Source organism: Marinifilum caeruleilacunae, from assembly GCF_013141825.1.
Taxonomy (GTDB): domain Bacteria; phylum Bacteroidota; class Bacteroidia; order Bacteroidales; family Marinifilaceae; genus Marinifilum; species Marinifilum caeruleilacunae.
In genome coordinates this window covers 13509-26512 of the sequence record NZ_RZNH01000044.1, presented here as the reverse complement: position 1 = coordinate 26512, position 13004 = coordinate 13509, and the positions used below count along the sequence as shown (strand labels likewise).

General features: G+C 37.0%; 13 protein-coding genes. 9 read left to right on the top strand and 4 right to left on the bottom strand.

Annotation, left to right across the window (positions count from 1 at the left end):
• Positions 1-178: 178 nt before the first annotated feature.
• The 7 genes from ELS83_RS19005 to ELS83_RS18975 all read left to right on the top strand — a co-directional run bounded on the left by ELS83_RS19005 (position 179) and on the right by ELS83_RS18975 (position 6051).
• Positions 179-1303: a glycosyltransferase gene (locus tag ELS83_RS19005; RefSeq protein ID WP_171597125.1), complete on the top strand. Its 1125-nt coding sequence runs from the start codon at positions 179-181 to the stop codon at positions 1301-1303.
• Positions 1303-1917, top strand: a complete 615-nt coding sequence (locus ELS83_RS19000) for an RNA polymerase sigma factor (RefSeq protein WP_171597124.1) — start codon at positions 1303-1305, stop codon at positions 1915-1917. The genes ELS83_RS19005 and ELS83_RS19000 overlap by 1 nt, the downstream gene beginning before the upstream one ends.
• 66 nt (positions 1918-1983) lie before the next feature.
• Complete coding sequence (rsmG, locus tag ELS83_RS18995) at positions 1984-2604, top strand: 16S rRNA (guanine(527)-N(7))-methyltransferase RsmG (RefSeq protein WP_171597123.1); 621 nt, start codon at positions 1984-1986, stop codon at positions 2602-2604.
• Positions 2605-2707: 103 nt separating this feature from the next.
• Positions 2708-2866 carry a 50S ribosomal protein L34 gene (gene rpmH / locus ELS83_RS18990; protein WP_110363239.1) on the top strand — a complete coding sequence of 53 codons (159 nt, stop codon included), beginning with the start codon at positions 2708-2710 and terminating at the stop codon, positions 2864-2866.
• 290 nt (positions 2867-3156) lie between these two features.
• Entirely contained in the window at positions 3157-3984 is an 828-nt protein-coding gene (locus ELS83_RS18985; protein ID WP_171597122.1) for a PASTA domain-containing protein, read from the top strand.
• Positions 3985-3999: 15 nt separating this feature from the next.
• On the top strand, positions 4000-5055 hold the full coding sequence (locus ELS83_RS18980) for an RluA family pseudouridine synthase (protein ID WP_171597121.1): 1056 nt from the start codon (positions 4000-4002) through the stop codon (positions 5053-5055).
• A 24-nt stretch (positions 5056-5079) separates the two neighbouring features.
• Complete coding sequence (locus ELS83_RS18975; RefSeq protein WP_171597120.1) at positions 5080-6051, top strand: D-alanine--D-alanine ligase; 972 nt, start codon at positions 5080-5082, stop codon at positions 6049-6051.
• Positions 6052-6443: 392 nt separating this feature from the next.
• On the opposite strand, the gene gcvP is transcribed toward ELS83_RS18975, so the two are convergent.
• The 3 genes from gcvP to thpR form a co-directional block, all read right to left on the bottom strand.
• Entirely contained in the window at positions 6444-9332 is a 2889-nt protein-coding gene (gene gcvP, locus ELS83_RS18970) for an aminomethyl-transferring glycine dehydrogenase (RefSeq protein WP_171597119.1), read from the bottom strand.
• Positions 9333-9631: 299 nt separating this feature from the next.
• Positions 9632-10279, bottom strand: a complete 648-nt coding sequence (locus ELS83_RS18965; RefSeq protein ID WP_171597118.1) for an MBL fold metallo-hydrolase — start codon at positions 10277-10279, stop codon at positions 9632-9634.
• Between the two features lie 68 nt (positions 10280-10347).
• Positions 10348-10917 (bottom strand): RNA 2',3'-cyclic phosphodiesterase, encoded by a 570-nt coding sequence (gene thpR / locus ELS83_RS18960; protein ID WP_171597117.1) that lies wholly within the window; start codon positions 10915-10917, stop codon positions 10348-10350.
• 112 nt (positions 10918-11029) lie between these two features.
• Here thpR and elbB point away from each other — a divergent pair, with 112 nt between their 5' ends.
• Positions 11030-11680 carry an isoprenoid biosynthesis glyoxalase ElbB gene (gene elbB, locus ELS83_RS18955; RefSeq protein WP_171597116.1) on the top strand — a complete coding sequence of 217 codons (651 nt, stop codon included), beginning with the start codon at positions 11030-11032 and terminating at the stop codon, positions 11678-11680.
• An 81-nt stretch (positions 11681-11761) separates the two neighbouring features.
• On the top strand, positions 11762-12319 hold the full coding sequence (locus tag ELS83_RS18950; RefSeq protein ID WP_171597115.1) for a hypothetical protein: 558 nt from the start codon (positions 11762-11764) through the stop codon (positions 12317-12319).
• Here ELS83_RS18950 and ELS83_RS18945 read toward each other — a convergent pair.
• Complete coding sequence (locus ELS83_RS18945) at positions 12312-12956, bottom strand: DUF4294 domain-containing protein (protein ID WP_171597114.1); 645 nt, start codon at positions 12954-12956, stop codon at positions 12312-12314. The genes ELS83_RS18950 and ELS83_RS18945 overlap by 8 nt on opposite strands.
• Between the last annotated feature and the right edge of the window lie 48 nt (positions 12957-13004).

Sequence of the window (13004 nt, the reverse complement as noted above, 5' to 3'; positions counted from 1 at the left end):
TAAACTGTGACAATATTTTTAATCGAACTCAGGTTAATAAATCTTATTCCAGAATAAAGTAGTTTAAACAGACAAAAAACATTTGATTCCCGCTATTTTTTTTCGATTTAAATTATTTCCCCAGGCCTTAGATGATGAAGATTCGTTTAAATTTGAACTGCACAAAAAAAATATTGTATTGGAAACTTATTTTTATCACTCTCTTACACCATTTCAATGGTTTTTAATAATCGGTTTAGCACTGTCATTTCTAACAGAATTATTCTACTCAAACTTCTATTTAAGAAAAATCAAAAAGAAACAAGAAGCAAGAATTAACTCGGCTTCCACCCCTGTTTCAATTGTAATTTGCGCTAAAAATCAGGCACATTATTTAGAGAAAAACTTAAGAGGATTTTTAAATCAGGACTATCCGAACTTTGAAATCATAGTGGTTGATAACGGAAGTGTAGACGATACCGAAGATGTTTTAATCAGGTTAAAGAATGAATATCCTCATTTAAGATCAACCAAAATTCCCATTGATGACAAGTTTAAACACAACAAGAAACTGGCCATTACAATTGGTGTTAAAGCAGCAAAACACGACCGAATTCTACACCTGAACCCTAACAGTTTTGCCAACAGTGAAACATGGTTACAAAATACCATGGCACAAGCCGAGGGCAAACTCTACAATGCATATAGCAATTTTGATTATCGCAAAGGCTTCTTTTATAACTTCTACAGGTATGATCTTAGCAAACAAATGATAAAATTAGCCGCTTTTACAAAATCCAATAAGCTTTATGCCGGCAATGCATACAATATGAGCTTTTCAAAAACTGATTTTCTAAACAACAAAGGTTACGCAGGCAATGCGCATTTCGAGGCAGGCTACGATCATATTTTATCGATAGATTTGGCAAAAAAAACAGATTACACCTTTTCAAGTATGCCCGACACAAAACTAAGTGTCGATGCTAAAAACCAGGCTAAAGTGTGGAGAACCCTAAAGAAGTATTACTTCAGAAGTCGAAAACACATCCCTTTTAAAAGAAAATTTTTGTTGGACCTTGAACCAGTTGCTCAATTTTTATTTCTTCTCTTTTTAATTCTATCCGCTATTTATACACAGCTGTACTTTTCCTTACTCGCCTTGTACCTTGTAAAAATTGCCGTTAAAGGATACAGCTTTAAAAATGCTTTAAGGCATTTGAGGGAAGAGAATTTATTTTTATCTTCGTATGTATATGTCTTTTTAAGACCTATCTATAATTTGATATTTTATATCCAAAGTTGCACCTACAGTAAACGATCATAATGGAAATAAATCCGAACCTCTCAGAAAAAGCTCAATACGACTACAGGCTTGTACAAGCTTCGGTTAATGGAGATCAGAAAGCATACGAGGAGCTTTTTAAAAGATACAAGGACGCTATATTTTTCATGTTATTAAAAATGGTTAATAACAAGAATGATGCGGAAGATTTAACCTTTGAGGCTTTCGGTAAGGCTTTTCGAAACATCAGACAATATTCTCCAAAATACGCATTTAGTACCTGGTTGTTTAAAATTGCATCGAACAACTGTATCGACTTCCTTCGCAAGAAGAAAGGCAATACCATTTCGATCGATGGAAAAGATGATGCTGAAAATGAGAGAACCATTACACTTGAGTCCAGCGGCCTGAATCCTGAACAGGAATTTGTAAAAAAACAAAAGGCCAAAATCATGCGTAGCGAGGTGGGCAAGTTAAAAGAAAGATACCGAAGACTTATTGAACTGCGTTACTTTGAAGAATTCTCTTACGAAGAAATTGCCCAGGAACTAAAGCTGCCTATTGGAACAGTAAAAGCTCAACTTTTTAGAGCCAGGGAATTACTTTTCAACAACTTAAAAGATTCGGAAGTTAAAATCGACAAGAAAAAGAAATAATATTCTTGTTGGAAAACAATGAATGCGAATTAGTTCTATCTTTGCCAACCTAAAATTAAAATTGGCATGGAAATCATTGAAAAATATTTTACAGATTTAACTGAGGAACAAAAGTCACGTTTCGCTCAGTTACAGGATTTGTATACGCACTGGAACAGTCAAATCAACGTCATTTCGCGTAAAGATATTGATTCCTTGTACTTGCATCATGTTTTGCATTCATTATCGATTGCCAAAGTAATCCAGTTTAAAGCTGGAACACAAATTATGGATGTAGGTTGTGGAGGCGGATTTCCGGGCATACCTTTGGCCATTCTTTTTCCGGAATGTAATTTTTACATGGTAGATTCGATAGGAAAAAAAATTAAAGTGGTAAATGAGGTTGCTGCTGCACTGGGGCTTAAAAATGTAAAAGCCGAACACACTCGAGTTCAGCAAGTAAAAGAAAAATTCGACTTTATTGTAAGCAGGGCTGTTACTGCATTCCCAAAATTTGTAAACATGGTTCGTAAAAATTCTTCACCAAAAGATAAAAATAGTTTAGCCAATGGCATCCTATATATCAAAGGGGGAGATTTTCAGGAAGAAATCGCCGGCTATGGCGATAAAGTGCAGCTTTTCGATTGCACTAAATTTTTCGAAGAAGACTTTTTCGAAACAAAAAAAGTGGTTCATCTTGAGCTTTAGGCAAAATAATTTGCATCATCCTTTTGTTAGATTAAAAAAAAACTTATTTTTGCAGTCCAAAATCAACGGATATAATAACTTTATTAGATAAAAATTTTTCGCGATGAAAAGAACATTTCAACCATCAAATAGAAAGAGAAGAAATAAGCACGGTTTCAGAGAAAGAATGTCTTCTGTAAGCGGAAGAGCCGTACTATCTCGTAGAAGAGCTAAAGGCAGAAAGAAAGTTTCTGTTTCAAGCGAGCGCAGACACAAAGCTTAATTGTACAATTAAGTAACCGATATACAGAAAGTAAAGAATTCAAATTCTTTACTTTTTTGTATTTAATGGCTACGCCCTTTCTACATTTGACTGAGTTCCAGAGGAGCTCTTTTTTTTTGCCCTAATTTTTGCAAGAATACGCTATCAAATGAGGCAGCTCATTTCCTAAATCTAAAAATCTCTGCTATTTTTGTAAAACGCAAAAAAATTAGAAATAAACTCATTGATTTGCCGTTTACCAACTATCGAACTTATCATCGATAGCCAACCCAACAGAAAAACAGATTAGGATGAAATCAAATCATTTTTTTAAAAGTAAATTCTTTTTAATTCAGGTCGGTATTGCTTTAGGAATCACTATTGTATTGGTTTGGATTACACTATCAGGTTTAAAATGGTATACTCATCATGGCGAGAAATTAACTGTTCCGAATTTGTATGGAAGAAGCCTGGAAGAAGCCGAGCAGAAAATTGACGAAGAAAACCTGAGATTTACAGTATACGATTCAATCTACAATCCCAAATATGCACCGGGAACGGTTTTGGATCAAAGACCATTGGCAGGAGCCATTGTAAAGCGCAACCGAAATCTGTTTTTAACCATTAATGCTCATCAACCTGAGCAGGTGCGATTCCCAAACCTGGTTGACAATTCTTTCCGACAGGCCTACGAACTGCTTATTACCAATGGATTTAAAATTGGTCGTTTAGAGTATTCGAAAAGTCAGTTTTTTAACCTTGTACTTTACCCTAAACACAAGGGAGATTCAATTGGCGCAGGTACAATGATTGACAAGGGGGCAACCATTGATTTGGTTTTGGGACGAGGTAATACATTTGGTGTATTGGCTCCTAACCTAATGGGAAAAAGCAATGCCCAGGCAAAAGAGAAGATTATCCTTTCGAATTTAAATATTGGTAAAGTCGAATTCGACGAATCAATTGTATCACATAGCGATTCATTAAATGCAAAAGTATTCAAGCAATATCCTTCCTACAACGAGGATCGTAAAATCCGTCCAGGAAACAATATTGATATCTGGTTAACAAGGGATACTTTAAAACTTCAGCAAGCAGATTCACTGCTTCAACAACGATTAAGCAAAGTGCTTTATTAAAATACCAAAGGACTAATGACACAAGAACCAAAAGATAATTTCAATCCTGAAGAGGAGATGGATGCCAATCAGGAAGTATTCGAACATTTTCGTTTCGAAGTTGATCCTGGGCAAAGCATGCTTAGAATTGACAAATACCTGGTGGACAGAATGCAAAATGCTTCGCGAAATAAAATTCAGGAAGCTGCTGATTCGGGCTGTATCAATGTAAATGATAAACCAGTTAAAAGAAATTACAAGGTAAAGCCAAATGATGTAATTACCATTGTTTTAAGCTACCCTCCAAGAGAAATTGAAATTATTCCTGAGGATATCCCTTTAAATATTGTTTACGAAGATGATGCCTTTCTGATTGTGAATAAAAATCCTGGAATGGTGGTTCATCCTTCCTATGGACATTATTCGGGAACATTGGTGAATGCTTTGGCTCACCACCTAAAAGATTTGCCACTTTTCAATTCAAAAGACCCAAGGCCAGGTTTGGTTCACCGTATCGATAAAGATACTTCGGGAATTTTGGTGATTGCAAAAACGGAAGAGGCCAAAACCAAGCTTGGTTTGCAATTCTTCAACAAAACCAGCGATAGAAAGTATCGCGCTTTGGTTTGGGGAAACCTGGAAAATGATGAAGGAACAATTACCGGGCACATTGGAAGAAATTTAAAAAACAGGAAGGTGATGGATGTTTTTCCTGATGGAGAATATGGAAAGCATGCCGTTACTCACTATAGAGTTCTTGAACGCCTGGGATATGTGAACCTGGTAGAATGTATTCTGGAAACAGGTAGAACCCACCAAATCAGGGCTCACTTTAAGCATATTGGTCACCCACTTTTTAATGATTCAGATTACGGTGGAGACCAGATTTTAAAAGGAACTACTTTCACCAAATACAAACAATTTGTACAGAACTGTTTTAAGATCTGTCCGAGACAAGCATTACATGCCAAAACCTTAGGATTCGATCACCCTGTAACTGGTGAGTACGTTTCCTTTAATTCTGAAATTCCTGAAGACATGAGTACTGTAATCCAGAAATGGAGAGATTACACAGCACACAGAGAAGAATAAAATACTCAAACCCAAACAAGCACGATGAAAAGAAATATTGCAGTAGTAGCAGGAGGCGATTCGGCCGAGATTGTGATTTCACTTCAAACGGCAGATCATATTTTCAATACACTAGACAGAGAGCTTTACAATCCTTACCTGCTTGAGTTAAAAGAACTGGACTGGAATGTAAAAATCGACGATCAATCCTATCCTATCGATAAGAATGATTTTAGCTTCACAAAAGAGGGGGAAAAAATCAAGTTTGATTTCGCTTACATTGCAATTCATGGTACACCGGGCGAAAATGGAATTCTTCAGGGATATTTGAACCTGCTGAGAATACCTTATTCAACCTGCGATGTATTGAGCAGTGCTTTAAGTTTTAACAAGCATGCCTGCAATTCTTACCTAAAAAGTTTAGGTTTCAATTTTGCCAAATCGGTTCTTTTAAAGAAGGATGAAGCGTATTCTGTAGAAGATATCAATGCCAAACTGGGAATGCCATGCTTTGTGAAACCAAATGCCGATGGTTCAAGTTTTGGGATATCAAAAGTAAAGCAAGTTGAAGATTTAAATGATGCCATAGAGAAGGCATTTAAGGAAGGCAAAGAGGTAATTATAGAAGAGTTTATTGATGGACTGGAATTTACCTGTGGTCTGGTTAAAACAGAAGCAGAGAGTCTTGTTTTCCCGGTTACCGAAGTTCTGCCCAAAAAAGAATTCTTCGATTTTGAAGCCAAATACGATCCGGATATGGCAGAAGAAATTACTCCGGCCAGAATTTCGGATGAACTGACCCGAAAAATTCAGGACATCTCTTCTAAAGTATACGATGCCTTAAAATGCAAAGGAATTGTGCGTGTTGATTACATGATCAGAAAAGATGAGATCTTCATTCTCGAAGCCAATACGGTTCCGGGAATGACAGCCAATAGTTTTATCCCGAAACAGGTGGCTGCAATGAATCGTGAATTGAAAGATATTTTAAACATGGTAATTGAAAACGAATTCTAAACTTCAATTTTAATTTAGCTTAAACGCCTGATTAAAAAAGTTTTAATAATTTCAAAAAAATGAAAAAAAAGTAATTTTTTTTCATTTTTTTTTGCGCTTTCGAAAGGCGCTATTTATAAGGGTTCTTTCTAATTTTATGAAAATAACTCTCTGAAAACTAAGCCAAAGCTCTAAAATATCACAAACTTTTTTCAAACTTATACGTAATAAGAGTATAGAATTTAATGGATTATTTTCAATTCATTATTTCATAGTTAAATTTTAGGGTTAGTAATAGAACATTAACAAGGAGACAGGGGCAGTCTCCTTGTTTCTTTTTATCCCCTTCCACAAAAAAATCCGATGAATAAATTCACCGGATTTTAATATGATTGATTTCTTATCGTAAGAAATTAGTCAGCATCAACATACTCCTCGTTGTAAACTTCTAAAGGAGCACATGTACACATTAAATTACGATCGCCAAATGCATCATCCACACGACCTACTGTAGGCCAGAATTTATTATCAGCAACCCAACTTAATGGATATACAGCTTTCTTACGGCTGTATGTATGGTTCCACTCATCAGCAGTCATTACCAAGTGAGTGTGAGGCGCATTTTTCAATACATTATCTACAGTATCAGCTACACCATCTTCAATCTCTTTCATTTCTTCATTGATTTTTGCCAATGCTTCGATGAAACGATCTAATTCTTCTAATGGCTCACTCTCTGTAGGCTCAACCATTAATGTTCCGTGTACCGGGAACGATAATGTTGGAGCGTGGAATCCGTAATCCATCAATCGCTTCGCAATATCAGTATCAGTAATTCCAACCGATTTGTTGAATTCACGACAATCAAAAATCATTTCGTGACCAACACGTCCGTTTGCACCTGTATAAAGAATCTTGAATCCCATTTTTTGGAATGAAGATGCAAGGTAGTTAGCATTCAAAATTGCCATTTTGGTTACTTCTGTAAGACCTTCAGCACCTAACATAGCAATGTAACCGTAAGTAATTGGCAATACGCTTGCCGATCCGAATGGAGCTGCAGCTACCGCTGTAATTGCATTTTCACCACCTGTTTTCACATATTTGTGAGAAGGTAAGAATTGTACCAAATGCTCAGCTACACCAATTGGACCAACACCTGGACCACCTCCACCATGAGGAATCGCAAATGTTTTGTGTAAGTTCAAGTGACATACATCAGCACCAATTAATCCAGGATTGGTTAATCCTACCTGTGCATTCATGTTTGCTCCATCCATATAAACCTGTCCACCATTCTCGTGGATCAAATCCATCATCTCCTTAATTCCGGTTTCGAATACACCATGAGTTGAAGGATAAGTAATCATGTAAGCACACAAATTTTCAGCATGCTTCTCAGCCTTCGCTTTCAGGTCATCAAACTTCACGTTACCATTCTCATCGCAATCAACGATTACCACTTTCATACCTGCAACAGTTACCGATGCCGGGTTGGTTCCGTGTGCCGATGAAGGAATCAAAACAACATTTCTGTGGCCTTCACCTCTCGAAATGTGGTACTCACGAATTACCATCAAACCGGTATACTCTCCGGCAGCACCAGAGTTAGGTTGCAATGTACATCCTGCAAAACCGGTAATTTCTGATAACCATTGTTCCAATTCGCTAATTAACTCGGTATAACCATCTACCTGGTTCATTGGTACGAATGGGTGAATTCCACCAAACTCAGGCCAGCTAATTGGCAACATTTCAACAGCTGCATTCAACTTCATGGTACATGATCCCAATGAAATCATAGAAGTATTCAATGCAATATCTTTTTTCTCTAAGTTCTTAATGTAACGCATCATCGCTGTTTCTGAACGATAGCGGTTGAAAACATCAAGAGTTAGGAAATCACTGGTTCTTGTAAATTTGTTATCGAAGTAGATTTTTTCTTCCACTTCTTTTGCTTCCACTTCCTTACCGGCCGCTTTCGCAAAAATATTCAAGATGGTATTGATTTCTTTCTTACTGATTTTTTCATCAGAAGAAATACCAATTGTATTTTCATTCACATAGCGTAGGTTGATCTCAGCTTCCAAAGCAGCTTTTCTGATCTCTTCTACTGAAACTCCTTCAGGAACTACAACTTCAATAGTATCGAAGAAGTTCTGAACATTCTGCTGGTAACCTAAAGCTTTTAATCCTTCAGACAATTCACCTGCACCTGCATGAATGTGCTTAGCAATTCTTCTTAAACCTTCAGCTCCATGATACACACCATAGAAACCTGCCATAGTTGCAAGTAATGCCTGAGCAGTACAAATGTTAGAAGTTGCTTTTTCACGTTTGATATGCTGCTCACGAGTTTGTAGAGCCATACGTACAGCGTGGTTACCTTGTGCATCTTTGGTTACACCAATAATACGACCTGGTACATTACGCTTGTATGCTTCGCGACAAGCCAAATATGCAGCGTGAGGTCCACCATAACCCATTGGAATACCAAAGCGTTGAGTTGTACCTACTACGATATCAGCTCCCCATTCTCCCGGAGGAGTTAAAAGTGCCAAACTCATTAAATCTGCAGCAACAGAAACCAAAGCATCAGCAGCATGAGCTTTTTCAACAAAGTCTGCATAGTCTTCAATACTACCGTTTGCCGCTGGATATTGTACGATTGCACCAAATACATTCTCGTTAAATTCGAAGGTTTTAAAATCTCCTACAATCAACTCAAGTCCAAGAGGTGCTGCTTTAGTATTTAATACATCAAGAGTTTGAGCAAAAATATTCTGATCTACAAAAACCTGGTTCGCACCAGCTTTCTTTTTTGCACGAGAACGAAGTCCCTGCATCATATACATTGCCTCACCAACCGAAGTTGCTTCATCTAAAAGAGAACAGTTTGCCAGTTCCATTTTAGTTAAATCCAAAACCATAGTCTGGAAGTTTAGCAATGCTTCCAATCTACCTTGAGAAACTTCTGCCTGGTACGGAGTATATGGAGTGTACCAACCTGGATTCTCCAATATATTTCTCTGAATTACAGCAGGAGTAATTGTATCGTAGTACCCTTGACCAATGAAAGTACGGAACAATTTGTTCTTCGCAGCAATGCCTTTAATCTTGGTAAAATACTCATACTCCGATAAAGCTTCTGGTAAGTTCAGAGCTTTCTCCATTCTAATATCCGCAGGGATCGTTTCTTCAATAAGGGCATCGATAGAAGATGCGCCAACAGTTTCCAACATGGTCTTGATATCGCCGTTGCGAGGACCAATGTGACGTGAAACAAACTTTTCGCTTGCCATATTGTTGTTTATTTTAGTTGTTGTTGTTTAAAATTTAATTTGTTGTAAAAGTAGCAAAAGATTTAAATTTTCAAGTAGCTAATTCAGCTTTTCAGGCGCTGTTTTTTAACATTCTTTTTTTTGAATAACAAACATCTTAACTTTTTGTTTTCTAGAACAATACAAAGATGACTTTTGTCATATTTTTCGCTAATTTTTCCCTCTCGAACATCTTAATCATTTTGTTTACTTCAACTTGCAGATTGTAGCAAATAAAAAACCTCTTCGAGTGGAAGAGGTTTTATATCCTGTGATAATTGTTATAATCCTTTCAGAAACACATTGTTATTGCGTTCGTGACCGATTGTGGTTGAAGGGCCGTGTCCTGGGTAAACTTCTACTTCATCGTCCAAAACCAGCAGTTTTTCTTTAATTCCACCAATTAATTGTTCGTAGTTTCCGTAAGGCAAATCGGTTCTACCGATACTTTCACGGAACAAAACATCACCGGCAATTACAAACTTTTGTTCTTCGTTGTAAAACACTACATGTCCTGGCGAGTGCCCTGGCACGTGCAATACTTTCAATTCAGAATTTCCGAATTTAATTACATCTCCATCCTGAATGGCTTCACCCATTTTTGGTGGTTCCACTACATTCTCCAAGCCTAAACGAACTGCATAATTTGGTGCTTCGGCCAATAAAAACTCATCATCCTTATGGGCGCAAGTCAGTAAATTAAACTCATCTTTCATAAACTGATTTCCCAAAACATGATCGATGTGCAGGTGAGTATTCAGTTGTTTTACCAGTTTCAAACCTTTTTTCTCCACAAAATCAATCAACTTCTTGCCTTCCTCTTCGAAAAAAACGCCACAGTCAATTAATACTGCTTCTCCTGTTTCATCATGTAATATGTATGTATTTTCTTGCCAGTGATTAAACACCAAAGTTTCAATTGTAATCATATCCGATAATTTTTTAGTAGCCCAAATTTACATTTATTTGTACGAACTTGAAAAGTAGAGGGCTAAATTTATGCTTCTTTCAATGCAAAACGATCCAAGACCTCATATACAGAGCCATCCTGACTCAACTTACTCTCCATTAAAACGAATTCCTTTACCCAAAAAGTTTCATCGTACCATTCATTGTATGATTCTAATTTTTGCTTTACCATTTCTGGATTTTTTACACCATGTTTTATTCTTCCGAAGGTAACATGTGGGGAAAATTTGGTATCGCTAAAATCAACAATGTGCTCCAATTGATTTACAAGTTCGTTCCGCAAATCGTAAATCGAATTGTCGCCATCCACGCCAAACCACAAAACCCTGGCTTTATTTATCGATGGGAAAGCACCCAAAGCTTTCAACCGAATTTGAAAAGGAGGAATTAAATTGCCACACTGCCTCAATCGCATTTTAATCAATTCCAATTTTCTAACATCTGTAGCTCCTATAAAGCCCAGTGTAATATGAAGTCCGTTTAAATCAACCCATTTAATCCATTCGTCTTTTAAATCCAATTGAACTTGCGGTAATATCTTACGAATTTGATTTTTATGATGTATCTTTATTGCAATGAAAATGCGTTTGGTTTCCACTTGGAACTGATATTTAATGGATGTTCGTATTCAGGCATTAAAATATTCATTTCTCGAAAGGAAACCATATGAAATCGAAATTATCTGCGTCAAACTATAAAATCTTATTGGAATGAAATCAAAAAAATTTGCCGTTATACTTGCAGGATCGGGAGTTTACGATGGATCTGAAATTCACGAAGCTACTTTAGCATTATATGCTATCTCGAAAAACGGAGGTGAATATGAACTATTTGCTCCGAATACCGACCAGTATCATGTTATTAATCACCTTACAGGTGAAGAAATGAATGAAAAGCGCAATGTGCTTGTAGAAGCTGCCCGTATTGCCAGAGGAAACATTAAAGATGTGAAAGAGTTTGATGCCGCAAATTACGATGCTCTTCTTCTTCCAGGTGGATTTGGGGTAGCAAAAAACTTGTGCACCTTTGCTTTTAAAGGTCCCGATTGCGATGTAAATGCTGATGTTGAAACTGCAGTAAAAGCTATGCACGCAGCCGAAAAACCAATTGGAGCACTTTGTATTGCACCTGCCCTAATTGCTAAAATATTGGGAACAGTTGAGGTAACCATTGGACAGGATGCGGGAACTGCTGAAGCCATCAGCTCACTGGGAGCAACCCATGTGAATACAACTCATGGCGAAATTGTTTTCGATAAAGAAAACAAAATTGTTACTACTCCTTGTTATATGCTTGATGCTACCATTGCTCAGATTGGCGAAGGAGCCGAAAATGTGGTAAAAACAATCATGGCTTTATAGAAATTACACAAAGACCTTATCAAATTATAAAACTGAAAGTACGCAAAACTGCAAATGCGTACTTTCTTTATGCTCTAGCGTATGAAGAATAGAAATACCAAAGATCCTGGCGAAAATCACATTTATTCTTTTGTACTGTCCAACTTGTTCTTGTTTGTTGGGATTTTCTTTAGTTTAAATTCAGCTTCGGAAGTTGCCATTCTGTTCTATTCCCTATCGGTAAACCTCTTTTTCCATTGGCTAGGATTTTACTCCAGGGTGAAGAAAAAAATCAGTCATTTTTCAGAGTACTACAACAACCTGCTTATTGCCTTGTATTGTATTGCATCAGCCGTTCCGGTTTTTCTTTTGCTGATCCCTTTACTTCTGGAAATTTCGCTAAGCCACTGGACACTTCTATTGGCTAGTTTAGCCATTAGCTACCTGCTGAAATACCTGTTAAAAAACTACTTTAGCTGGGAAACAACTACTGAAAAGCTGATGAATCGATATCGCATGAGCATTGAACAGGAGCGCGATGAAAATTTCCAGCTCATTAAAGCTCACCTGGATCTTAATCCTGAAAAATTTGAAGATTATATCGAGAAATCGGAACTCTTTGATGATAGAATCGAAAATTATCTAAAAAATTCTAATTGATTCTTTTGGGCAGTTTATGCGGTGGAGGCAATTCATGCTTACTCATTCTGTCCAAAATTTCTTCTACCATCCAATCATCGCCAAGCGGATCGTATTCTGCTTTTAAAGAAGTTCCAAACATGCTAGCAATTGATTGCCAAAAAACTGCTGTAACAGATCCTTTCAATTCCTTTAGGTGATGATAACTGCTATGTCCAGATTCCCGATCGATCAATTTCATGAGCAATTTTCCCTGCGAAATCTTCAATTTCATTAATGGCTTTTTGTACTCCTTCATCAATCCCTTGTACTCTTTTCTGATTAGTCTTCTTCTCTCCTTTTTGCTGTGAATGTTCTCCAACTGCAAATTCAAGCGTTCTATGGTAACATTTGCTTCTTCGGCATAAGGGTAAACCACTCGTACATTCCGAACCGTTCTCCAGTACTTCCTGGTACTGCGGTAATGTTTCCGCTTTCGTTTTTTGTATCGTTTTACAATGATTTCGTCGAGATTTACATGCAGGTTGGTATCGGCAAAAACCACCGTGTCGAGTACAAGATTTGGCCTGCCCTCAAAAGTTTTGGCTTTTCCACTTTTGCCAAGCATCAAAGCAAAACATCCTATCAGTAATATTTTTAAAACAGATGGTCCTTTCACAATTCAAAGTTAATCTTTCTATCTTTAAGGAAATTACCAAAACATACT

Coding starts and splice junctions, on each gene's coding strand:
- ELS83_RS18985 (WP_171597122.1), top strand. CDS start 3,157: ATGAAATCAAATCATTTTTTTAAAAGTAAATTCTTTTTAATTCAGGTC.
- ELS83_RS19000 (WP_171597124.1), top strand. CDS start 1,303: ATGGAAATAAATCCGAACCTCTCAGAAAAAGCTCAATACGACTACAGG.
- rpmH (WP_110363239.1), top strand. CDS start 2,708: ATGAAAAGAACATTTCAACCATCAAATAGAAAGAGAAGAAATAAGCAC.
- ELS83_RS18975 (WP_171597120.1), top strand. CDS start 5,080: ATGAAAAGAAATATTGCAGTAGTAGCAGGAGGCGATTCGGCCGAGATT.
- rsmG (WP_171597123.1), top strand. CDS start 1,984: ATGGAAATCATTGAAAAATATTTTACAGATTTAACTGAGGAACAAAAG.
- ELS83_RS18965 (WP_171597118.1), bottom strand. CDS start 10,279: ATGATTACAATTGAAACTTTGGTGTTTAATCACTGGCAAGAAAATACA.
- ELS83_RS18980 (WP_171597121.1), top strand. CDS start 4,000: ATGACACAAGAACCAAAAGATAATTTCAATCCTGAAGAGGAGATGGAT.
- gcvP (WP_171597119.1), bottom strand. CDS start 9,332: ATGGCAAGCGAAAAGTTTGTTTCACGTCACATTGGTCCTCGCAACGGC.
- ELS83_RS18950 (WP_171597115.1), top strand. CDS start 11,762: ATGAAGAATAGAAATACCAAAGATCCTGGCGAAAATCACATTTATTCT.
- elbB (WP_171597116.1), top strand. CDS start 11,030: ATGAAATCAAAAAAATTTGCCGTTATACTTGCAGGATCGGGAGTTTAC.